This is a genomic window from Shewanella sp. FJAT-51649, assembly GCF_019457435.1.
Classification (GTDB): Bacteria; Pseudomonadota; Gammaproteobacteria; order Enterobacterales; family Shewanellaceae; genus Shewanella; species Shewanella mangrovisoli.
The window spans coordinates 969,272-993,840 of the sequence record NZ_CP080411.1 but is presented as its reverse complement, the minus strand read 5'-3'; the positions used below and the strand labels follow the sequence as shown (position 1 = coordinate 993,840).

Below are 24,569 nucleotides of genomic sequence, written 5' to 3'. Positions count from 1 at the left end.
GCCTAGCTGTCGCAAATACTTTGAGTATAAAAATTGCTCACTTCTAGGCTGAGTTAATAAGGATGCTTAGGCATCTCAAGGAAAGAGAATATGGTTAGTCAATCGCAAGAAATTGTTTTTTTAGATGAGCCCATAGCAAGCACAGCGGTAAAGGCTGCAAAAGCTGTCAAAATACTCACCGTTGATGACGATATTAACTTCCAACGCTCTACCGCATTTGCACTGTCTACCCTGACCATTCTTGGCTCAAAAATAGAATTAACCCAAGCATTTAGCTACGCAGAAGCCTGCCAAATCGTCGCCAATGAAGACGATTTTGCCATTGCCTTAGTCGATGTGGTGATGGAGACCGAAGACGCAGGGCTGAGATTAGTTCGCGGCATTCGAGAAGTGCTAGGCAACGAGAAAATTCGCATTATTCTGCTCACCGGACAACCCGGTATGGCACCGGTTTTTAACGTGATGCGTGACTATGATATCAACGATTATTGGACTAAGTCGGAACTCTCCGCCGATCGCCTACAAACCATATTGACCACCAACCTGCGCTCCTATCAACAGATCAGCAATATCGCCAACGCAAAACGCGGGCTGCAATTAATCGCCGAGTCCAGCGGCGCCCTCTATACCTCGCGCAATATCAAAGAACTCTCGAGCAAGATGCTACAGCAACTGGCCATACTGCTGAATTTGCCTTCAGGCGGGATTGTCTGTGTCAAAGCCATTAATGATCTCAGCGAGTTTGGTCATATACATCAGATCATTGGTGCCTCGGGGGAATTTGAGTCTTACTACGGCAAAGCCTTACAACAGCTCGAGCAGCAACATATTCGCATCCAACTCGAATTATCGCTCAGCAGTAAACAATCACGCATCGAGCCACAATACACTTGTCTGTTCTTCCCCGGCGAACTGGCTGGCAATGACTATGCGGTTTACCTCGCCACGGGGCGACTCTTAGATGCGACCGAAACCGAGCTAATTCGCGTCTTTAGCATGAATATTTGCGGCGGCTTGCACAGCGTCTCCTTGATGAGTCAGTTGGATAAAATCGCCTTCGAAGATCCTTTACTCAAGATCCCGAATCGCAATGTACTCATTCGGACACTCGATGGCATTTTAAAGGAGGATGTTCGCGATAAATTTAATCTATTACTCATTGATATTGATAAGTTTTCAGACTTTAACCATGTGTTTGGCTCTGAGCATGGCAATAATATGCTCAAACATGTTGCCAATAGCCTGAGGGAACAGTTCGATGCGAGCGTGCTCGTCAGCCGCTTAAAGGATGATAAGTTTGCCATTTTAGGCCCGAAGCACTTAGTCACCGCCGCACTGATTGAGCAGCTGTTTGTCGCCCCCTATCAACAGGGTACCTCCTGTATTACCGTCAATATCAGCACTGTGACTCTCCCTCTAGAGCTCGCCGAAGGGGATGCGGTCGCCGCCATCACTCAACTGAATATGGCGCTCAAAAAGGCCAAGAGTCTGGGCATTCGTCAGCATGTGACCTATCAACCCAACAACGATGATGTGACGTCACATTTTGAATTACTTCAAGCACTACAGTTAGGCATTACCCAAGGGGATATTCATATTGCTCTGCAGCCACAGGTCTCGTTACAAACGGGAGAAGTCGTTGGGGTCGAAGCGCTGGCGCGCTGGACTTTACCCAATGGTGATAAAGTGCCGCCCCTACGTTTTATCCCCATCGCCGAAGCGACGGGGCTAATCACTCAGCTGGGGGAACAACTGTTTGTGCAATCATGCCAAGCCATGCATGCTCTCGCCGAGGCGGGTTATCAAAACTTACGTATTGGCGTTAACCTCTCCGCAATGCAATTTGAGCAGGAAAAAATCGTTAATCAACTGCATAGCCATATTGAGGCCGCGCAGATTGCCAGCAAACATATCGAAATTGAAGTCACAGAATCCATTGCCATGCAGAATTTTGAGGTGATAAATAAACAACTCAAAGCCCTGCGCAATATGAATATCAAGGTCGCGATCGATGACTTTGGTACTGGGTTTTCTTCCCTTGCCTACCTTAGCAAGCTGACCTTTGACAGGATTAAGATTGATAAATCCTTTATCGATAATATCACCACCGACGATGGCGCCGCAGCGATTGTCGACAGCATTATCCTGCTGGGTGAACGCTTCAAGATGAATGTGATTGCCGAAGGCGTTGAAACCCGCGAGCAAGCCCGCTGGCTTAAGGATCGCGGCTGCCATGATGCCCAAGGCTATTTTTACGCTAAACCTATGCCGCTCCAAGAGTTATTAGTGTGGCTCGCCAATTATCAAAAAAGCATTCTGTGATGATATTGAAACGCGTTATGACCTCCCAACAGTTATTTTGGCGATATTGGCTTAAGCTGATGTTACCTTGGCTGTTATTGGTGCCGCTGCTCAGCTTGGTGCTCTACCAAAAGCGCCACGAAGATGCGATGACCCCCTTATATCGACAGGCCGATGCCGTGCTTGCCGATGCCAATCAAACCATAGCTTACTATCTCGGTAGCCTGAAACGAGACGCGCTATTTCTCGCTAAATATCAACTTCTTCTCGATACCGCGTCGGGCAAAAATGCCGATCTGACAGCTGTTGAGAACTTCTTTAAAGCCTTTAGCGACGCCTCGTTACAGTACGATCAAGTGCGCTGGCTCGATAACGACGCCATGGAAAAGGTGCGCATTAATCTTATCAACCATGAAGCACAAATTGTCCCGCAAGCAGAATTGCAATCTAAACAAGGACGCTACTACATAGCGCCGAGTTTAGCGCTCGAACCCGATACGTTTTACTTTTCCCCTTTAGATTTAAATGTCGAAAATAAAGTCATTGAGACCCCTATCAAACCTATGCTGCGCATCACCACACCCGTGTTTTTAGCCTCTGGGGAGAGAAAAGGGTTTATTGCGCTGAATTTTCTCGCGCAAACCATGCTGGATGCCATCGCCAATATGGCTAAAGAGGGCGTCGAGCTGTCGATGTTAAACTCAGATGGCTACTGGCTTTTAGCCCCACAGCCACAAATGGCATGGGGATTTATGTATGGGCGGGAAGAGGTAAACTTTAGCAAATTCAATCCCTCCGCTTGGCAAGAAATCCGCAAAAATACCGAGGTAGCCTTTACCACCCCAGATGGACTCTGGGACTACGAAAATGTGCATGACATAGGTAATGCGGCCCTTCCTGAGTGGCGGCTCGTGACTCATATTTCCCACAGCGTATTGGCAAGCATCACCAAACAATGCATTGTCGAAGCATTGAGTATTGGTCTGTTGCTGTTGTTATTGGGCAGCGCCGTTTGCTGGCGTACGGCAAAATCAATGTGCGAGCGGGATAAGCTCCATGATGACTTAACCGAGCAGCAGCGACGGCTAGCAAATAGCAATAAAGCGCTGGCGCAGTCACTGCAACACCTGCACGATACTCAGCAGCAACTGATTGAAACCGGTAAATTATCTTCTCTTGGGATGATGGTGGCGGGTGTCGCCCATGAGCTCAATACCCCAGTGGGGGCCTCTTTAATGACCCTATCGAGCATGAAGAATGAGTGCAGCAAATTGCAATCTGCCTTCGAAACAGGCCTTAAACGCTCCGATGTCGATACGTATTTTGAGCACTTTTATGAAGGCGCCGAGATAGTCCAAGCAAACCTAGAACGCGCAGCCGCCTTAGTGAAAAGCTTCAAACGGTTAGCGGTCGACCGCACAGGTGAAGAACGTCGTGTCTTTAAACTCACTAGCCTAGTGCAAGATATGCTGCACACCTCATGGCTAAGGATGAAGAAACAGTTTCATGAACTGAATATCGACATATCACCTGAGATAGAGCTCAATAGTTACCCCGGCGCCCTTGGGCAAGTACTCGAGAATTTAGTCTCAAATGCGCTCACCCATGCGTTCGAAGATGTCGGTAATGGGCAAATCAATATTACGGCCTACAGCCTCGAAGATGCCTTTGTCGCCATTACCGTCACAGACAATGGCGGCGGCATGGACGATGCTACCTTAAAGCAGATCTTCGATCCCTTCTTTACCACTCGAAGAGGCAAAGGCGGCACAGGTTTAGGATTACATTTAGCACATCAACTGGTGACCCAGTTATTAGGCGGGTATATCAAAGTGACGAGTGAACTGGGCAAAGGCACTTGTTTTACATTAACCATTCCAACAAATGCCCCTGAGTCCCATAAAATCAACTTAGGCTAATGCTTTAGCCTTATCGGGATTGATGACCCCAATCGCGGTTAAATAATCGATTAAAGCACGCACTTGCGAGGCTAAATCCCCTTTACTGGTATCAATCGTTAACTCCGCAGAGAGCGGCGCCTCATAGGGTGATGAAATACCAGTAAAGTTGCTGATCTCACCGCGGCGAGCCTTAACATACAAGCCCTTAGGATCGCGCTGCTCACATATGTTAAGCGGAGTCGACACATGCACTTCGATAAATTGACCTTCAGGAAAACGTGCACGTATGCTATCGCGCTCCTCGCGGGTCGGCGAGATAAAGGCCGATAGTACGACTAACCCCGCATCCACCATGAGTTTTGCCACTTCGCCAACGCGGCGTAAGTTTTCATCCCTATCGGCAACGCTAAAACCCAGATCCTTACATAAACCATGGCGAACATTGTCACCATCGAGCAAATAAGTGTGAAAGCCCGCCTCAAACAATGCGCGCTCAAGCGCCCCAGCCAAAGTCGACTTACCCGCACCAGACAGCCCAGTAAACCAGAGTAATACCGGATTTTGGCCCTTAAGTTTGGCTCTGGCCGCTTGGTCGACACTATGTTGGTGCCACACAATATTGCTCATAAACACTCCTCAAATCTTAGGTTGAGTAACAACCTAAGACAAAAAATCATTAAAACGGAAAGATAACTGGCACCATAAAAATCACTATCAAGGAATAAAGCACAGATAGCGGTAGCCCTAAGCGCAAAAAGTCACTGAAACGATAGTTGCCCGCGTTAAACACCATCAAGTTAGTTTGATAGCCGTAGGGCGAAATAAAACTGGCACTGGCCCCAAACACTACCGCCATAATAAATGGCCTAGGATCGACGCCATAATTCAGCGCCACCGCATAGGCAATCGGAAAGGCCAAGGCCGCCGCGGCATTATTGGTAACGAGTTCAGTCAACAATAAGGTGACTAAATAGACACCCACAAAGGCGCCAAACACCCCATAACCATTGATGGTACCGAGCAAGCCTTGCGCTAACCCATCGGCAAGGCCAGTGCTCATCATCAGATTCGCCAACCCTAAGGCACTGCCAACTATCACCACTAATTCCAGTGGGAAGCGACGCTTAAGCTCCGACAAGGTCACGGCGCCAATGGCAAAGTAGCTCAGCAGTAATAGCACCAAGCCCTTGGCCAGCGGTAATACGCCGGTCAGACTAAGCACAATGGTGATCACAAAACTGCTTAATACAAAACGGCTGCGGCGGCTGTCTAAGCGCACATTCAAATCGAGTCCGCTGACGGCGGCAAATTCAGTACTCAGCTTAGCATTGGTGCTAAAACCATCCCCCGGCGTCAGCAGTAACACATCGCCCGGTTGTAATACGATATCGCCCAAACCACCTTTTAACGGATGATGGCCGCGACGAATCGCCATAACCGCCGCATCAAACTGTTCGCGAAAGCGAGACTCCTTTAAGGTGCTGCCCACTAGACTCGATGAAGGTGCTAACACGGCTTCGACTAGGTTTTGCCCTTTTGCTTGATGTTTACCAAACCAATCCAGACCATCGAATTGATGCAACAGCTCCACCGACTCCACCGCGCCACTGAAACGCAGCACATCGTCAGCCTGTAACACTAACTGTGGCGGAACCGGACAAATACAGATGCCGCTGCGCTCAAGCTCGACTAAATAGAGCTTTTTCAGGGCTCTTAATTTGTTGTCCACCACGCTACGACCGACTAAAGACGAGCCTTTGGCCACGTGTGCTTCCAGCAGATAGGGCAGTGTCTCTTCGGTCGAATCCTCTCGCCTGTCAGGTAAGGTATTGGCCAATACAATCAGCAGCACTATGCCTAACAGCACAATCAGCGTGGCCACTGGGGTGAACTCAAAGAACCCCAGCGCAGGCAAGCCTGCATTCTCGACAAACGAGTTAACGATAAGGTTAGTGGAAGTACCAATTAAGGTCAGCGTACCGCCCAGAATCGCCGCATAGTTAAGTGGTAACAACAACTTAGCCGGAGCGTGGGCCTGATTACGGCGCACCACCCCAATCAAAGATGCGACGACGGCGGTGTTATTGGTAAAAGAGGACAGCAGCGCCGTCGAAAATCCCAATTTTGCCATAGTCACCGCAAGCGAATTATTGCCAATCACTTGGCTTAACTTGCCCAGCAGTGAGGTTTTCTCCAGCGCCGTCGCCGCCAGTACCAATAACACGAGTGTGACTAAACCTGTGTTAGTAAAGCTAGTGAGCGCCGTGTCGAGTGATACCATACCTAGGAGGTAACAGAGTAAAAAAGCAAATAAAAACAACACTGCGGGATTGATGCGGCCGGCGATTAAGCCAGCCACTAATCCAAACAACACTATAGCTAATAGCCACAAGTCACTCACGTATTAGGCTCCAAGCTTTGAAATATCGATCGCTTGCCAATGCGGGAAGTGCTTACGCACCAGCGCATTAAACTCGATTTCAAAGGCGCTAAATTGTGAGGACGCTTGCTTGTTCACATGCTGTCCCGATACCACCATCACAGCCGCAACAGTAACATTGGATAAACGGTCAATCAGGATCATGCCGCCAGTATCACGCACCAGAGAATAGGCATCGAAGACGATATTTTCGGTCAGCTCTAAGGTCACGCGGGCGATGGCATTGAGCCCTAAAGTGTCGGCGCTGCTGCGCGCAAGCGTGTTCACATCAACCACATAGTCGATGGCAGTAACAGAGGCTTGGGTCTTCTTACCCGCAACTTTAATGTCGTATAACTGGCCGAGTTGTAATGGTTTTTCATCCATCCACACTAGGTCAGCCACGATTTGATTGGCAACCTGTGGCGCACTCTCTGGCAGTGCCAGCAAGTCACCGCGGGAAATATCGATTTCATCTTCTAAGGTGATAGTGACGGCTTGCCCAGCCGTTGCTTCGGCGAGATCGCCATCGAAGGTCACAATGCGTTCAACCTTGCTACGCTTACCCGAAGGCAGCGCAACCACCTCGTCACCCACCTTGATGACACCAGAGGCTAAAGTACCGGCAAAACCACGAAAATCGAGATTTGGACGCGACACATATTGCACTGGGAAGCGTACAGGCAAGGCGCTGAGTTCACGTTGAGTATCAATGGTTTCGAGTAGCTCCAGCAGTGTGCCGCCCTGATACCAAGGCGTATGCAGACTCGGCTCAACCACGTTATCGCCATTGAGCGCTGATAAGGGCACAAAGTGGATATCTAAGTCGCCAAAGTCTTTTACAAACTCACTGAAATCATTACGGATACGATTAAACACTTGCTCATCGAACCCGAGTAAATCCATCTTATTAACCGCGACCACAAAGTGACGAATACCCAGCAAAGAGGCAATAAAGGCATGACGCTTGGTTTGAGTCTGCACGCCGTAACGCGCATCCACTAAGATCACCGCTAAATCACAGGTTGAGGCGCCAGTCGCCATATTACGGGTGTACTGCTCATGGCCTGGGGTGTCGGCGATGATAAACTTACGCTTGTCACTTGAAAAATAACGATAAGCCACATCGATAGTAATGCCCTGCTCGCGCTCGGCTTGCAGACCATCGACCAACAAAGCCAAGTCTATGGCTTCGCCCGTTGTGCCCATCTTAGCGCTATCATTTTTTAAGCTGGCGAGTTGGTCTTCATAAATCTGCGCGCTGTCATGCAGTAAACGGCCAATCAGAGTGCTCTTGCCATCGTCTACGCTGCCGCAGGTTAAAAAGCGCAACAAACCTTTATGTTGTTGCTGGGCTAGATATTCCTTTACCCCGTGCTGGCTAATTTCTGCCGCCATACGATTGGTTTTATTGACCGCTTTATCCATCTTTATCTCACTCTTATCTTGCTCAACTGTTCGTGAAGTCACTGGTACTCGATTGCTCTAAGAGCCTTCATCGGGACATTCACGAAATCGGTTTAATCTGTCTCTAACCTGCGCTCGAAATGCCTTGGTTTAGAAATAACCTTGGCGTTTCTTCTGCTCCATCGATGCACTCTGATCCGAGTCAATCAATCGCCCTTGGCGTTCGCTCGAGCGAGTTAGCAGCATTTCTTCGATGATTTTTTCGAGATTATCCGCCTGCGAATGCATCGCCGCCGTCAATGGATAACAACCTAAGGTTCTAAAACGTACCACCTCATGCTTGATGGTTTCGCCTTCCTCGAGCTTCATACGCTCATCGTCGGCCATAATTAACTGACCGCCACGCTCAACCACAGGGCGCTCGGCGGCAAAATACAGTGGTACTAACTCAATGTTTTCTTGATAGATATATTGCCAAATATCGAGTTCGGTCCAGTTAGATAACGGGAAGACACGAATACTTTCGCCCTTATTAACCGCGCCGTTATAGGTGCGCCACAGCTCGGGACGCTGATTCTTGGGATCCCATCTATGGTGACGATCGCGGAACGAATACACCCGCTCCTTCGCGCGGGATTTTTCTTCATCGCGGCGCGCACCACCGAATGCGGCATCGAAACCATATTGGTTTAAGGCTTGTTTTAAGCCTTGGGTTTTCATGATGTCAGTGTGCTTGGCACTGCCATGGTCGAAGGGATTAATCCCTTGGGCAACGCCTTCGGGGTTGGTGTGGGTTAATAATTCAAAGCCAAACTTTTTCGCCTGCGCATCACGAAAGGCAATCATCTCTTTGAATTTCCAGCCCGTATCCACGTGCAGCAAGGGGAATGGGATCTTGCCGGGATAAAAAGCTTTACGCGCAAGGTGTAACATCACCGAAGAATCTTTTCCGATGGAATACAACATTACTGGATTGTCGAATTCGGCAGCGACTTCACGAATGATCTGAATGCTTTCGGCTTCCAGTTGTTGTAAGTGGCTTAATTCACGCCCGGCCATACTCTTCTCCGTTTACCTAAAATGGGCTGCGACAGGCAGCTGGATTTAACTTAACTATTTCTAAAAAATCTGATTTAACTAAACTTTTGCCACAATCTTGGCGGCATCAGTGGTATTGAGTGCTGACTCGCCTTCACCCTTAGGTTGGAACCAGTTTAAGCTGTCAGCTAACGCAACCACTTCGCCAATAATCATCAGAGCGGGCATTTGCAATTGCGGATCGGCCGCGAGCTGCTCGAGCGAATCTAATTGACCAATAAAACGCTGCTGCGACTGAGTGGTCGCCTTAGAGACAATCGCCACAGGTGTGTTTGGGCTACGGCCAGCATCGATTAATCCTTGACGAATAATGCCCGCATTTAAAATCCCCATATACACAACTAAGGTATTGTTTGGATTAGCGTAACCCTGCCAGTCCATCGGACGGCTTTCAAGCTGACAATGGCCAGTAATAAAAGTCACCCCTTGGGCATAATCCCTGTGAGTCAATGGAATGCCCGCATAGGCCGAAGTGCCGCTGGCGGCGGTAATGCCAGGAACCACTTCAAATTCGACGCCCGCTTCGACTAAGGTTTGTAACTCTTCACCACCGCGGCCAAAAATAAAGGGATCGCCGCCCTTGAGGCGTACCACGTTTTTACGGGTATAGGCTTTCGTCACCAGTAACTGATTAATTTCATCTTGCGCAGCACTATGCTTACCGGCACGTTTACCGACGGCAATCTTCTCAGCATCCTTAGGGATCAAATCGAGGATATCTTGACTGACGAGCGCATCGTATAGCACAGCGTCGGCGGACTTAAGAATGCGCCAAGCCTTGAGGGTTAAGAGTTCAACGTCTCCAGGGCCTGCGCCAACCAGCCAGACTTTGCCCTTCGCCCTTTGGCCTGGTAAAGATAAAATTTCCATCACATTCCCCGATATGAGATCAATGTGTAGCAATATAGCCCTAGTTATATTCCTTAATAAATATAAAATCATTAATTATTATATCAAAAAGAAATAACAACAGAACTTCGAATCCAGCCAATTAACTATAAGTGAGGGCGGCAAAAGTGCCATAGGCAGGCAAATCATTTAAATAAATGAAATAATTAGATAAAGTATGCTTTCAAGGCGAATATATCGGCAATCAAAACTTGCATCAGCTCACATAACCGCACTATGTTATTGCAAAAAATTCTACTTAGTTGCTTCTTTAGACCACGAAAATAGGCTCCATCTCGCCAGAACGGAATAAGACACATGGCAGGATTTCTCATAATAAATCCACAAACTAATGTTAAGCTGGGTAAACAACGAGAAAGCGTAAGGCAAACAGACACATCAAGGAGGGCCGATGTCCCTATTTTATAAAGGTATCGCATTAATTGGGCTGTTAACTTGTACTGGACTTCAAGCGGAAGAATCCCTCGTTAAAGGACGGGTACAGGACGAGCTAGCCACCTCAGAACGTCCATTCGTGATCACGCCGCATAAAGTGAATTACATTTTACCCGCCACTTACAACCCCGATCCCAATATGGCGCCCTTCGCCCAAGATGCGGCCGAAAACGACTACACCCTGGACGAAATGGAAGCTAAGTTCCAGATAAGCTTTAAGTTCCCTATTTGGTACAACGTCTTTGGCGACAATGGTCACCTGTTTTTTGCCTACACAAACCAATCCTACTGGCAGCTGTATAACAAGGATATTTCTTCTCCTTTCCGTGAGACTAACCACGAACCCGAAATCTTTATGCTGTTCAACAATGATTGGAAAATCGGCAGCGTGACTAACTCCTTCTGGGGTTTTGGCGCTGTGCATCAATCTAACGGTAAGTCAGGGTTATTATCCCGTAGCTGGAACCGTATCTATGGCACCATGATCTTCGATGCCGGCCCGCTGGCCTTTGCCACTAAGGTGTGGTGGCGTATTCCAGAGGACGAAAAAACCGATATCCATCAACCCCGCGGTGACGATAACCCCGATATTGATGAATACATAGGTAAAGCCGAGTTTGTAGGGGTTTACGGCATTGATGACCATAGATTCACCCTCACCCTAAAAACTAACTTTAAAGATATTGATCGAGGATCGGCAGAATTTACATGGAGCTATCCGATAATCGGTAATTTACGCCTTTATACTCAATATTTTAACGGCTATGGTGAGAGTCTTATCGACTACAACTACCATAACCAACGCATAGGTATCGGCCTATCACTCAACGATATTCTCTAACGCTACAACCGTGACAGAGCACAAAAAACAGCCATAATTCTATGCTGACTTGCAAAAACTGCTGCTAAATTGCTCAAATGGATATGGGCAAAAGGTGCGCAAAGACGATTTTTATTGCCAAAATAGGCATTTACGTCGATAGTCGCACACCTTTTTAGCCGTAAGCGTAAGTGGTCATGGAGGAATATGAATTTTAGCTATCGCACTGTCGTGACTTTACTGGGCGTGATCATTTGCGCGAGCCTTATCAGGCTCGCGTTTTTCGCTATTCCTGAAAAAGCACAGCCCACACTAACGACCAAAGATATTCGCCAAGATCTCTATATTCTGTTCGACCAAATTGAGCAACACTCGGCATTTTACGCCCTAGACCCACAAGCTAATGAGCAGCAGCTCAAACGACTGGCAGGATTAATCACAGAACAATATCAAGATGTTGTGCCAAAAGAGCGCTTCGCTGCTGAGCTCACTAAACTGCTGAATACCTTAAAGGACCCAGGGACACAGGTTGCGAAAGTCGAAAATAGCAGCGGTGAACTGCCCTTAACACTCAGGCCTGTCAACGAACAATGGCTCGCCTTGGACAACAAAAATAACCCCATCAGCGCCGATTTTCCCTTTATCACTCATATCGATGGCATCCCTTTAAGCAAATGGATTTCGGCCAGCCAAGCCTACTTATCAGAGCCAGCGAAAAACAGCCAAGAGATGCAGCTGATTTGGCTCAAGCGACTCAATTTATTGCGGGAGGACTTAGGCTTAAGTATCAAACCCCATGTGCTTATCAGCTTGATTAATGATGATTTGCAGACCACGCAAGTGACTATCGCCCTGCCGCAGCCGTCAAAAACCATAGTTAAACCGATTGAGGATGAGACTGAGCTGAGTTTTGAAAGCCTGCTCACCCAACTCGATAATTTGGCCCCGACGGCGCCAATCAGGCCTGATTATTCATTGGAGCAGATCAATCAGGCGACAGCACGGCTCAAGATTGATGATCTCTATGGCTTTGAACTCGATAAGAGGCAACAAGACGCCCTACGCCAAGGCATGGAGCACCCCTTGTTGATTGTCGATTTAAGGCAAGCGAGGGGCTTTAGCCCTAAATTACTGACCATGTTGTCGCGTTATCAAGATGTCCCTCAAAATGCGACGCCCTATACCTCAGCCATGACACAAGTTATGGGTTTTGCCCATTATCGCCGCTCGCCAGAACTGAGGAATGATTATTTAAGGCCCCTAAATTTTAGGCCGCTCGAGGCACTGGAACTCAGCTCGCCTCGGCTTAAGGTGCTAACGAGGCGTCTGCCAAGCATAGATGAGAGCCGATTTAGCCCTTGGTTTGTCCGCACAAAACCCGAAGTGCTCGCCGAAGGCAATAATCGTCTTGCACTGCTAGTAAGCCCTTTATGTAAACAGGAATGCGAGTGGATAGCCTACCGCACAAAAGCTTGGTCGAGGGTGAATCTGATTGGGGAGAAAACCTCGGGAGATTTTGCCAGACAATATCAACTCACCTTACCGAATAGTGATTTAGATGTTCGTTTTAGTAGCTCACTCACCTATGACGCCGCAGGCGAGCTGCTTTCAGGAAAAGGCACAGAGCCGGATATTTGGCTGCCACAGAACAGCGATATTGAATGGCAGGGACTGGTCAGTTTAGTGCGCGCAGCGAAACCGAAATCCATAGACACGCCCCTCGGTTCTCAACCTAAGTTAGCGCAAGCCAATTAACAAAAAAGCCAGCAATCAGCTGGCTTTTCGATTAACACTCTAAGGTATCAAGCTTACTTCTTCTCACTCGCTTTTGAGTTCATCACTGAACCAAACACTATGCCCTGTTTGTTCACATCGAAGCTCATTTGCACGCGCATATTGTAATCTTTCAGCATTTGCAGCTCTTCAGGAATCGGCTCGCCAGTCAGTTCTAACAGGGTCAGTACTGGGGTAAACATCTTACCGTAATCAGCCGACATGCTGTAAAGCCCATTGGCCGATGGCTTCTCGCCAGCCAGTTTATTGGCTAACGCTAAGCCTTTATCGCCAGAGTAAACCACTAAGTGTTGTCCCTTAATGGCCAGCATCGGCTTGATGTTCATCTCAGGCGGCAACATTAACAGTGGTGATAAATCAGTAGGCTCGCCATTATCAGCAACTTGCAGTTCAGCCAGCATTGGAGCAAAAGGCTTCACCATGTTGAACAACATTGATGGGTTATCGGCCGTTAAGCTCACTAAGGCATCTAAGCTTTCAAGCTTAGGCTCTTGGTCTTGAGAACTCATCTTATAATCGAGCAATGACAGGCTCACACCTTTAACACCGTTAGCCATGCCGGTAAACATACCCAGCATCGCAGGGCTTTGTTGGCTTAACTCGGCTTGCAACTCGGCAAGCGGCGCACAAGTTAACTGTGGCTTTTGCAGGTCATCCCAAATCGCCGTCAGTGAAGGCGCAACTTCATTAACGTCAATCCCCAGCCCCATAGAGAAGATAGTGCTGTTAATATCGGCTAAGTGGGTTGGAATGTAGCCGCGCATTTTTTGCAGCGCGGTTAGGATTGCTTGATTTTTGCTTTCAACCACAAAAGAGGCCGCCATATGGCTTTCTTTTTCGGTCGAGCTAAATGCGGTTAACCCAGCAACAGTACGTGGCCAGTTAGCAGCAATAGCGGTTAGCTCAGCTTTACATTCAGGGGTACGGATCTCTGCAAAAGGATCTTCACCTTGGCTTTCTTCTGCCATGAACTGAGTGAGCTGCTTACCTAGCATATTGCCATCGGGAGAGGTAATCGCTTTAACAATCTCAACATGGTTGATAAAGCTGATGCTATCTTCCATAAAACCATGGGTTTTGATGATGTCTTTCAGCATGCCTGAAGCGGCTAAGGATTGAGTCGGTTTCTTTATCCCGAAGGCCATTTCTAAAACTTCTGGCTCAATCGTTGTGCCAGACAAGGTCACAGTTAAGATGCCATCTTTATGGGCAAATAACAGGTCAACCTTCTCAGTAGAACCTTCTTCGGCCAGTGAATAAGCGCGATAATCAACGCCCGCTAAAGTGCGCTTTTCATGGGTGAAGCCGCTGTCTTTCTCGGCTTTATCCAAGACGGCCCAAAATGCATCGATTTGATCCACATTGGTTTTAAGAACAGGGATCACACCTAAGGTATAGAAAAAAGGCTCGACTTCATTTGGCAAACCAAAGGTCTTAAGCAATTGGGTTGGATTTTTTATCCCATCCATATACTGCGTATAGATGCTGACAAAAAACTTGGCCATAGGGCTATCTAATTCGCCTAATTCGGCCAACGAATCTGTTGAATATTGCTGGTAATTGCCAGAAATAGATTGCAGGTAGTTTTTCAGTGGGAAAGGTTTTAACTGACCTGAAAATACTGGGGTGTCGGCAGGGATATAATCAAGCAAAGGATTGGCCGAAGCACTCGAGCTAGTTCCATGCTGAGTGTACCAATAAGCACCTGCTCCCGCTGCAATAATTGCCGCAGCAATAACAATCTTCTTCATCTAAAACTCCATTTAATAACCGTCAAAGTGACAAAAATAATACCGAAAGCACTCACCTCCGGTATTTAAATACTGACCTGTTGTCATTCCTTTTTACACGCGTCATGGCAAACCAATATCCGACACAAGCTAAAAATTAGCGAGGGGGAATAGCCAAAGGACTGAGTGTATTTGAAGGGGAAATTCGTGCGCTAATTTACCATTAATTAACTAAGGATGCGAATCAAGCTGCGCGATTAAGTCAAATTCGCTTGGCAAACTAAATGAAATTTACATTCAGAGCCTAATTCATCTTGAGGATAAAGTTCATATTAACGATAAAGCGCATGACATATTAATTAAGACTAAGGTTATCGCCTTATTTACCCATTAATCGGCATTATGAACACGGTTAAGTGTCACTTCCCCTAACTGGCGCATTTGCTTACGGATCCAAGCGGAGCGCTGCTCAACATAGGGTGAAGGCGATGAGACTTTATAACGCCAAGGATTAGGCAAGACCGCCGCTAATAATGACGCCTCATAACGAGTTAATTTGGCGGCACTCTTACCAAAATAATGTTTCGATGCCGCTTCGGCGCCATATATTCCGGGGCCAAATTCGACGATATTCAGATACACTTCGAGTATGCGCGACTTATCCCAAATCAATTCCATCAACAGGGTAAACCAGGCCTCAATTCCCTTGCGGATAAAACTGCGGCTTGACCACATAAACAGGTTTTTCGCCGCTTGCTGACTTAAGGTACTCGCACCGCGAACCTTGTTGCCCTTTTGGTTGTATTCGATGGCCGAACTTATCGCGGCTATATCAAACCCCGTGTGGCTGGCAAACTTTTGATCCTCTGCGGCAATCACGGCTAATTGCAACTCAGGGGAGATTTGCTCGAGTGAGCGCCATTGATGCCTAACCTCAGTAATCGGCGCGGGCGGGAACATTGCCCGCTCAATCCGCCAAGTCCACATCGGCGGATCAATAAAACGCAGTAGCACCACGCTTAAAATTGAGGCGAGTAATAAACCTAAGATGAGTTTAACGAGCCAAGCGACTAGTCGCTTAAGGCCGCGTGCTTTGGGCTTGGGCGCTGGGCGATTAGATTTATTCCCTTGAGGACGATGAACATGATCGCGCATGGCATACATAGGGGCGGTCATCCAGTAATCCTCATCAATAATTCCATCAAAGGGGCCATATGCGGCGGCATTAGCCACTCAGCATAAAATAGCACAGTGTAAGTTGATGATAATATTGTCATAAACAGCGCCAAAAACCGAGCTGAATTGATGAATTAACGAAATAAACGATGTTAACTATGTTGACTCAACCTCGGCAGCTTTGACCACAGCTGACCGAGGTGAAATGGGCAGATTAACGAGGGCTAGCAAGTCAATCAAACTGCTTGATACTCGCGGCGGCGAGCAAGGTCTTTTGGAAGTGCGACTGTTTTCCGTCTCGTTATATCGTTACACAGCAAACTAAGCCCATAAATAACGATATTCAACAACTTAACTTGGCAAAATACCGACTAGGGCATATCTGCGCAGTAAACTCCCTCAAAACCATCTACGGGAACTTTGTAATATAGCTCAGAACATTCTAATGTGCATAACTCTGTGAGTAAAAATGTACAAAAATTTTATTCTCGGTGAATAAGCACAATCTAACTCTATGAAAACAAAATTTATCTGACTTTAATGACGGCAGAATGACACTCAAAATACTTTAACGGCCAAACCGCTGCAAAATTAAGCAAAACATTCTTTTGGCGACATGAAATAAAAAATGCCACAGGGAATACTGTGGCATTTATCTATTAAATCAGATAGATGGTTATATTTCGTAATGCAAACCGCATTCGCGTTTTAAGCCATTAAAGCGGGTTTCTTCTTCAGTCATCCCTAATTCTAAGGGTTTACTCGAGTGGGTATCCCCAACAGAAACATAACCTTGATCCCATAGAGGATGGTAAGGCAAGTCAAATTGCGTCAGATACAGGTGCACATCTTTGTTCGACCACTCGATAATCGGCAGCAGCTTAAAGCGAGTTCCGTGGATAGCCAATATCGGTAACTCTTCGCGAGTGCTCGACTGACTGCGGCGCAGTCCCGCAAACCAAGTACCGACTTCAAGTTCCGCCAAAGCACGTTGCATCGGCTCCACTTTATTCAGTCGATTGTAACGCTCGAGCCCATCTAAGCCCTGCTCCCACAACTTGCCGAAACGTGCCTCCTGCCATGCAGAGGTCATTGGCGCTTGGTAAACCTTGAGGTTTAAGGATAAACGCTCGGTAAGCTGGTCAATAAACTGATATGTCTCAGGAAAGAGATAGCCAGTATCCGTTAAGATCACCGGAATATCCGATTGCACCTGACTCACCATATGCAGCATCACCGCCGCTTGGATCCCAAAACTGGATGACAGCGCGTGATTACCCGGCAGATAGGCTAAGCCCCAGAGCACTCGCTCTTGAGCCGTCAAGCCGGCCAAAAAGCGATTAATGCGCTCCAGTTCAGCTTGCTGCACATCCTTAGGTGCCGTTAGCAGCGCTTTAAGTTCGCTGTGACTTACCACGCTCTGCAACGCGTTCGGCAAGCCAGAACCCGTTACCCCAGAATCAAGATCAGCCATGGAAATCCTTAGCGGCATCTATTACCGCCTTCACTACGCCCGTGCGGACGGTGAAGTTACCAAAGGTTTCGCCTGCATTACGCTCAACCGCGTAGCGGGCAAATAATGCATCCAATTCAGCAAGGATCTCAGCCTCTTGGATATTCTCTCTGTACATCTTATTCAGACGAGTGCCTTCGAAGTTAGCCCCGAGATACAGGTTGTAGCGACCCGGCGCCTTACCCACTAAGCCGATTTCGGCGGCAAATGGGCGGGCGCAACCGTTTGGACAGCCCGTCATACGCACCACAATGGCTTGTTCGCTAATGCCATTTTTAGCCTGAAGCGCATCGATATGGTCGATAAACTCAGGGAAATAACGCTCAGCTTCCGCCATCGCCAATGGACAGGTTGGCAAGGCCACACAGGCAATCGAATGACCGCGGGTTTGGGTCAGCACTTGGCCGAGTAAACCGTGTTTACGGGCAAGGCCTTCGATGGTCGCTTTATCCTCGGGAGCCACACCAGCAATAATCATATTCTGGTTAGACGTCATGCGGAAATCGCCCTTGTGGATCTTCGCGATTTCACGCATGCCGGTTTGTAAACTCTTACCGGGCACGTCTTTGATGCGGCCACTTTCGATAAACAGAGTTAAATGCCACTTACCATCGACACCTTCAACCCAGCCGTAACGATCGCCGCGATCGCCAATCACCACATCGCGCTTGGGCTCCAACTTGACGCCAGCACGGGCTTCCACTTCGGCCTTAAACTTCTCATAACCATGGTCGACGATAGTGTACTTAAGGCGCGAACGCTTACGATTGGTACGATTACCCCAGTCACGCTGCACTGTCATCACAGCTTCGGCAAACTTCATCACATCTTCAGTTTTGATAAAACCAAAGTCATCGGCCAAGCGCGGGAAGGTTTCGACCTCACCGTGGGTCGAGCCCATGCCGCCACCTGCTGTCAGGTTAAAACCGACTAATTCGCCGTTTTCTGCCACCGCAATAAAGCCTAAGTCGTTGGTATAGACGTCAACATCGTTATCCGGTGGTACGGCAACAGCCATCTTAAACTTACGTGGCAAGTAGGTTTTGCCATACACAGGTTCAACAGTTTCGTCTTCTGTGGTCAGTAACTTCTCTTCATCTAACCAAATCTCGGCGTAGGCACGAGTGTGAGGCAGCAGGTGATCAGACAGTTTTTTCGCGACTTCATAGGCCTGCGCATGCAGCTTAGATTCCACCGGATTCGGGTTACACATCACGTTGCGGTTAACGTCACCACAGGCGGCGATAGAATCGAGCGCCTCACGGTCCAAGCCTTGAATAATGGTCTTGAGGTTACGCTTTGGAATGCCGTGGTATTGGAACGTCTGGCGCGTCGTTAAACGAATGCTGTTAGAGCTAGTAAGTGTCGAGGCAATTTCATCCACACCTAACCATTGCTTAGGTGTACACACACCGCCTGGCACGCGGGCACGTAACATAAAGCTATATAAAGGCTCGAGTTTTTGCTCTTTACGTTCGTTACGTAAATCGCGGTCATCCTGCTGATAGAAGCCGTGGAATTTGATCAATTGCTGATCGCCGTCGCTAAAACTGCCTGTCACCGAGGAGTCTAATCCCTCTTTAATGGTACCACGCAGATAATCACTGTCGGTCTTTAGGTATTCGTTTAATGCTAACTTTTGCTCACTCATGGCAACAGCCTCTTAAAATTCGTTCGGCGGCAGTATCTCAGTGGATACTGCTCTATCTTTGGGATCGATTAATTAGTACACGTCTTTTTGGTAACGTTTATGACTGCGCAGGCTCTCGAAATATTCTTCCGCCGCCTCGCTCGACAGTCCGCCAAACTCCACCGCAACCGCTAATAGGGCTTGATGTACGTCTTTGGCCATACGCTCGGCATCACCACAAATATAAAGATGCGCGCCATTTTGCAGCCATTGCCACAGGGTTTGTCCCTGCTCTTTAATGCGGTGCTGCACGTAAATCTTATGGGCCTGATCCCGCGAAAATGCCACATCGATACGGGTTAAATCGCCGTTTTTCAGATACTGTTGCCACTCGGTTTGATACAGGAAGTCCTGCTCAAAGTGAGGATTACCGAAGAATAACCAGCTATCGCCCTCAGCGCCTTGCGCCACGCGCTCCTGCATAAAGGCGCGAAACGGCGCAACACCAGTGCCTGGGCCAATCATGATGACAGGCGTTTGTGGATCTTCAGGTAAACGGAAATGCTTGTTCGGTTCAACATACACTTTTACTTCGGCGCCTTCCTGTGCCGAGGCTAAGAAATGCGAGGCGCCGCCAAAACGGGCTTGCCCTTGGTGCTCATCCTCCACCAAGGCCACTGTCAGATGCACTTCGGTATCGACTTCACTCTGGCTCGAAGCGATGGAGTAGAGTCTTGGCGTTAATGGGCGTAATAGCTCCACTAACTTGTTTGCATCCAGATTAGCATCGGCCTTGAGCTGATAGTTCGCCACTAAGTCTGCAAATTGATGATGTAAGATAAACTGGCGAACCTGTTCTTTATCTTCGCTAATAGTAAGCAGCTCAGGGCTTGCGGACAACTCGGCCCAGGCTTTGACTAAACCAGGATATAACTGCGTCAGCTCTTTCTTCTCGATTAAGGCTTGTTTGAGGCTGATTGACTCATTACCGACGGTCACAGTGGTATCGGCCGCTAACCCTAAGCCCGCTAAAATCTCATCGACCAAAGTTTCATTGTTGCTAAACCACACCCCAAGGGCATCACCCACTTCGTAGCGTAAGCCTGACTCGCCTAAATCGATTTCAACGTGGCGTACGTCTCGGTCTGAACCGCGTCCGGTGATCTTCTGGCTCACCAACACCTCAGCACTGTAAGGGTTTTGCTTAGTAAATTCGCTCTCGCTGGCAACTTGTGCCGAGCCGGTATCATTGAGCGCCACCACGTTAGCCGTGGTTTGAATGAGTGGCTTCACGGCGGTGAGCACATCGGCGTGCCACTGTCCGGCCGCAGCCTCATAATCCACGTCACACTCAACCAGAGGCAGCAGCGCTTTGGCACCTAATGCCGACAGACGGGCATCGAAGTCTTTACCTGTCTGGCAGAAAAACTCATAGCTCGAATCGCCCAGCGCCAACACTGAGTAATGCAGGTTGTTTAATTGAGGTGCGCGTTTCGATGCTAAAAACTTATGTAATTCAATCGCATCATCCGGCGCTTCACCTTCACCATGGGTACTGACCACCAGCAATAGCAAGGTTTCTTGCTTGAGCTGACGCACATTGTATTCACCCATAGAGGCCAAATTCACGCCATAGCCCTGCGCTTTCGCCTTCTCGGCCAAAGCTTTGGCAATACCACGGCCATTGCCGGTTTGGCTGCCATAGAGAATGGTCACTGTCTGCGCCGCCTGTGCGTCGGACACGGGCGCGAGCTGGGCCTGATTGCCCGCATTGGCCGTTGCGGCTAAATAACCGCTCACCCAAGCAAGTTGCACCGCGTTTAATTCAGCGGTGAGTTGTTTCAGCTTTTCGACCTGCGGTTGCGACAGGGGTGAAGCCAGTGATGAAAGTTCTTTTAACAACATGAGACGGCCCTATGACAGTGTAATGTCCAGCAGATTAACGTGGTTTTAGAAAAGCAAAAAAGAATAATATTTGATTTTTAATTCCATTTTGGAATATACAAAGTGCAAAATTTAAGCTACAAAAGTGTGCACTGGTTAAAAGTTTTTGATACGACCAGTTCAGAAACGACCAGCTTGAGCAATATGCGCTTGTGTCAAACCAAAGTATTGCCACAATGGTGACGAGCCTGCTGTACAGTGACCTCTGTTGCTCGCAAAGAAGTTTGTTTTCAAGCACAAATTTCATACCAAGATTGAATGCGCTAACTGCCACAACTGAATAAACGAGTTCATTCTTATCGCGGCCTAGCCCTACCTAGGTTTAGCTCAGGGGAAGCACTCAGGCGGAACGATTATATAAACCACCAGGGAGTAATCATGCAGATTGGAATACCGAGAGAGAGTCTCGCCGGTGAGACTCGGGTCGCCGCGACCCCTGCCACCGTCGAACAACTTAAAAAGCTCGGCTTTGAAGTTGTTGTTGAGGCCAATGCTGGCTTACTGTCTAGCTTTGACGATGCCGCTTTTGAAGCCGCTGGAGCGAAGACCACGGCAGAGGTTTGGCAAGCGGATCTGATTTTTAAAGTCAATGCACCGACCGATGCTGAAATTGCGCAAATTAAAGAAGGCGCGACCTTAATCAGCTTTATCTGGCCCGCTCAAAATGCTGAGCTGGTCGAGAAACTGTCTAAACGCAACATCAATGTGATGGCGATGGACATGGTGCCACGTATTTCCCGTGCCCAATCCCTCGATGCTCTCTCTTCTATGGCCAATATCGGCGGTTATCGCGCCGTTGTTGAAGCCGCGCACCACTTTGGCCGTTTCTTTACCGGACAAATTACCGCCGCGGGTAAGGTTCCGCCAGCCAAAGTGCTGGTGATTGGTGCCGGTGTAGCGGGTCTTGCGGCCATTGGTACCGCAGGTTCGTTAGGTGCCATAGTACGCGCCTTCGACACGCGCTTAGAAGTGGCCGAACAAATCGAATCCATGGGTGGCCAGTTCCTCAAACTGGACTTCACCAATGAAGATGGCAGTTCATCGGATGGTTACGCTAAAACCATGTCGGACGAGTTTATCGCCGCCGAAATGGCACTGTTTGCCGAGCAAGCCAAAGAAGTCGATATCATCATTACCACAGCGCTGATCCCAGGCCGCCCCGCACCTAAGCTTATCACCAAGGCGATGGTTGACAGCATGAAACCCGGCTCTGTGATTGTCGATATGGCCGCGCAAGCGGGCGGTAACTGTGAATACACTCAGCCAAGCGAGCTGTTTGTGACAGAGAATGGCGTTAAAGTCATCGGCTTTACCGATCTCCCCGGCCGCCTGCCCGCGCAATCTTCACAGCTTTACGGCACTAACTTAGTCAACCTGATGAAGTTGATGTGTAAAGACAAAGACGGCGTTGCTAGCATCAACTTCGATGATGTAGTGATGCGCAATATGACAGTGGTCAAAGCGGGCGAAGTGACCTTCCCACCACCGGCGATTTCGGTGTCGGCAGCGCCCGCCAAACCTGCGGCTAAGGTTGAAGCCAAAGCGGCAGAGGCCAAAAAGCCATCCAAACTTAAGTATATTCTCGCCGCCCTTGGTGCTGCGGGTTTTGCTGCGGTTGCCTCAGTTGCTCCAGCCGAGTTCTTATCCCACTTTACGGTTTTTGTCCTGTCCTGCGTGGTGGGCTATTACGTGGTGTGGAACGTATCCCACTCACTACATACGCCTTTAATGTCAGTGACTAACGCGATTTCGGGCATTATCGTGGTCGGCGCCTTGCTGCAAATTGGTCAAGGTTCAACCTTGGTCACTGTGCTGGCGTTTATCGCCGTGCTGATCGCCAGTATTAACATCTTCGGCGGTTTCACCGTCACTCAGCGCATGCTGAAGATGTTCCGTAAAGATTAAGGGGGTATAACGTGTCTCAAGGACTGGTAACAGCAGCTTACATTATTGCCGCCGTGCTCTTTATCTTCAGTCTCGCAGGATTGTCGAAGCAAGAAACGGCCAAACACGGCAATTTATTTGGTATCACAGGTATGGCCATCGCCCTACTGGCGACCATTTTTAATCCTGACACCAGCGGTGTCGCTTGGATTATTGTCGCCATGGTGATTGGTGGTGCCATCGGCGTGCGTTTAGCACTTAAAGTCGAAATGACGGAAATGCCTGAACTGGTCGCAGTACTCCACAGCTTTGTGGGTATGGCGGCGGTATTAGTGGGCTTTAACAGCTTTATCGACCTACACCCAGAGCAAGTATCGCAAGTGGTTGTGGCCGTTGGCGGAGATATCAACTCCACCTTAGCCGCAGTGCAGGATGCGCTAAGCGAAGCGGCCAAAGCCGCCGAGAAAGCCCATTTAACTGGCGCAATGCTCAACATTCACTTAGTGGAAGTGTTCCTCGGGATCTTTATCGGTGCGGTGACCTTCACGGGTTCTATCGTCGCCTTCGGTAAATTACGCGGATTAATCTCCTCAAAACCTTTGATGTTGCCACATCGCCATAAGCTGAATCTCGCGGCGGTATTGGTATCGCTTGTCCTGTTGGTGTACTTCGTACAAACGGGTGGCACTATGCCTGCCCTACTGTTGATGACACTTATCGCCTTCGCCTTTGGCTGGCACTTAGTGGCTTCAATCGGCGGTGCGGATATGCCAGTAGTGGTCTCTATGCTGAACTCCTACTCAGGTTGGGCAGCGGCGGCAGCGGGCTTTATGCTGTCAAACGATCTGCTGATCGTGACAGGTGCGCTCGTGGGCTCATCGGGTGCGATTCTGTCTTACATTATGTGTAAAGCGATGAACCGCTCGTTTATTTCTGTTATCGCAGGTGGATTTGGCACCGATGGTGTGGCCTCATCTGGCGATGAAGAAATGGGCGAATACCGCGAAACCAACGCCGAAGATGTGGCAGACATGCTGAAAAACGCGACTTCAGTCATCATCACCCCAGGCTATGGCATGGCAGTGGCACAGGCGCAATATCCTGTGGCGGAAATCACCCAAAAACTGCGTGATCGCGGCGTGAAGGTACGCTTTGGTATTCACCCAGTGGCGGGTCGCTTACCTGGCCATATGAACGTACTCCTGGCAGAAGCCAAAGTGCCCTACGATATCGTGCTCGAAATGGACGAAATCAACGAGGACTTTAGCGATACCGACGTAGTACTCGTCATTGGTGCCAACGATACGGTGAACCCTGCGGCGATGGAAGATCCGGGCAGCCCAATTGCAGGCATGCCAGTGCTCGAAGTGTGGAAAGCGCAAAACGTGATTGGCTTTAAACGCTCGATGAACACAGGTTATGCGGGTGTACAAAACCCACTGTTCTTTAAAGACAATACCCAAATGCTGTTCGGCGATGCCAAGGCCAGCGTTGAGGCGATTTTAAAAGCGCTGTAATGCTTAAGTTTGCTTATTAATCATAAAGGGAGCCACTTGGCTCCCTTTATCTTTTCCCCTGTTTACGGATGTGTTTTCACACGTTTTTAAG

The 24,569-nt window shown here is 48.5% G+C and carries 16 protein-coding genes; 6 read left to right on the top strand and 10 right to left on the bottom strand.

What is annotated here, in order from left to right; all coding sequences use genetic code 11:
- Nucleotides 1–90: 90 nt before the first annotated feature.
- Both K0H59_RS04365 and K0H59_RS04360 read left to right on the top strand, forming a co-directional pair.
- On the top strand, nucleotides 91–2,322 hold the full coding sequence (locus K0H59_RS04365; RefSeq protein ID WP_088210981.1) for an EAL domain-containing protein: 2,232 nt from the start codon (nucleotides 91–93) through the stop codon (nucleotides 2,320–2,322).
- A 17-nt stretch (nucleotides 2,323–2,339) separates the two neighbouring features.
- A complete protein-coding gene (locus K0H59_RS04360; protein WP_258405890.1) occupies nucleotides 2,340–4,220 on the top strand; it encodes a sensor histidine kinase in 1,881 nt (626 codons plus the stop codon).
- Here K0H59_RS04360 and cysC read toward each other — a convergent pair.
- The 5 genes from cysC to cobA all read right to left on the bottom strand — a co-directional run bounded on the left by cysC (nucleotide 4,212) and on the right by cobA (nucleotide 9,996).
- Nucleotides 4,212–4,829, bottom strand: coding sequence for an adenylyl-sulfate kinase (gene cysC / locus K0H59_RS04355; protein WP_088210983.1), 618 nt, complete (start codon nucleotides 4,827–4,829; stop codon nucleotides 4,212–4,214). The two genes, K0H59_RS04360 and cysC, sit on opposite strands and share 9 nt — an antisense overlap.
- 49 nt (nucleotides 4,830–4,878) lie before the next feature.
- Nucleotides 4,879–6,603 (bottom strand): SLC13 family permease, encoded by a 1,725-nt coding sequence (locus tag K0H59_RS04350; protein ID WP_220054768.1) that lies wholly within the window; start codon nucleotides 6,601–6,603, stop codon nucleotides 4,879–4,881.
- A gap of 3 nt (nucleotides 6,604–6,606) precedes the next feature.
- A complete protein-coding gene (cysN, locus tag K0H59_RS04345; RefSeq protein ID WP_220055551.1) occupies nucleotides 6,607–8,049 on the bottom strand; it encodes a sulfate adenylyltransferase subunit CysN in 1,443 nt (480 codons plus the stop codon).
- A 129-nt stretch (nucleotides 8,050–8,178) separates the two neighbouring features.
- The gene (gene cysD, locus K0H59_RS04340; protein WP_011623816.1) at nucleotides 8,179–9,087 is read right to left on the bottom strand and encodes a sulfate adenylyltransferase subunit CysD; all 909 of its coding nucleotides are present in this window, start codon (nucleotides 9,085–9,087) and stop codon (nucleotides 8,179–8,181) included.
- A gap of 78 nt (nucleotides 9,088–9,165) precedes the next feature.
- A complete protein-coding gene (gene cobA / locus K0H59_RS04335) occupies nucleotides 9,166–9,996 on the bottom strand; it encodes a uroporphyrinogen-III C-methyltransferase (protein ID WP_220054767.1) in 831 nt (276 codons plus the stop codon).
- A 430-nt stretch (nucleotides 9,997–10,426) separates the two neighbouring features.
- Between cobA and K0H59_RS04330 the strand changes: the two genes are divergently transcribed.
- Complete coding sequence (locus K0H59_RS04330) at nucleotides 10,427–11,311, top strand: phospholipase A (RefSeq protein ID WP_088210987.1); 885 nt, start codon at nucleotides 10,427–10,429, stop codon at nucleotides 11,309–11,311.
- A gap of 186 nt (nucleotides 11,312–11,497) precedes the next feature.
- Nucleotides 11,498–13,045: a S41 family peptidase gene (locus K0H59_RS04325; protein WP_220054766.1), complete on the top strand. Its 1,548-nt coding sequence runs from the start codon at nucleotides 11,498–11,500 to the stop codon at nucleotides 13,043–13,045.
- Nucleotides 13,046–13,098: 53 nt separating this feature from the next.
- On the opposite strand, the gene K0H59_RS04320 is transcribed toward K0H59_RS04325, so the two are convergent.
- The 5 genes from K0H59_RS04320 to K0H59_RS04300 form a co-directional block, all read right to left on the bottom strand.
- Nucleotides 13,099–14,835 (bottom strand): hypothetical protein, encoded by a 1,737-nt coding sequence (locus K0H59_RS04320; protein ID WP_220054765.1) that lies wholly within the window; start codon nucleotides 14,833–14,835, stop codon nucleotides 13,099–13,101.
- A gap of 369 nt (nucleotides 14,836–15,204) precedes the next feature.
- Entirely contained in the window at nucleotides 15,205–15,990 is a 786-nt protein-coding gene (gene mtgA / locus K0H59_RS04315; protein WP_088210990.1) for a monofunctional biosynthetic peptidoglycan transglycosylase, read from the bottom strand.
- Between the two features lie 676 nt (nucleotides 15,991–16,666).
- A complete protein-coding gene (locus tag K0H59_RS04310; RefSeq protein ID WP_011715997.1) occupies nucleotides 16,667–17,464 on the bottom strand; it encodes a phosphoadenylyl-sulfate reductase in 798 nt (265 codons plus the stop codon).
- On the bottom strand, nucleotides 17,457–19,154 hold the full coding sequence (gene cysI / locus K0H59_RS04305; protein WP_088210991.1) for an assimilatory sulfite reductase (NADPH) hemoprotein subunit: 1,698 nt from the start codon (nucleotides 19,152–19,154) through the stop codon (nucleotides 17,457–17,459). Before cysI ends, K0H59_RS04310 begins: the two co-directional genes overlap by 8 nt.
- 72 nt (nucleotides 19,155–19,226) lie before the next feature.
- On the bottom strand, nucleotides 19,227–21,038 hold the full coding sequence (locus K0H59_RS04300; RefSeq protein ID WP_220054764.1) for an assimilatory sulfite reductase (NADPH) flavoprotein subunit: 1,812 nt from the start codon (nucleotides 21,036–21,038) through the stop codon (nucleotides 19,227–19,229).
- A gap of 417 nt (nucleotides 21,039–21,455) precedes the next feature.
- Here K0H59_RS04300 and K0H59_RS04295 point away from each other — a divergent pair, with 417 nt between their 5' ends.
- Both K0H59_RS04295 and pntB read left to right on the top strand, forming a co-directional pair.
- The gene (locus tag K0H59_RS04295; protein ID WP_220054763.1) at nucleotides 21,456–22,982 is read left to right on the top strand and encodes a Re/Si-specific NAD(P)(+) transhydrogenase subunit alpha; all 1,527 of its coding nucleotides are present in this window, start codon (nucleotides 21,456–21,458) and stop codon (nucleotides 22,980–22,982) included.
- 11 nt (nucleotides 22,983–22,993) lie between these two features.
- The gene (gene pntB / locus K0H59_RS04290; RefSeq protein ID WP_220054762.1) at nucleotides 22,994–24,478 is read left to right on the top strand and encodes a Re/Si-specific NAD(P)(+) transhydrogenase subunit beta; all 1,485 of its coding nucleotides are present in this window, start codon (nucleotides 22,994–22,996) and stop codon (nucleotides 24,476–24,478) included.
- Nucleotides 24,479–24,569 lie beyond the last annotated feature (91 nt).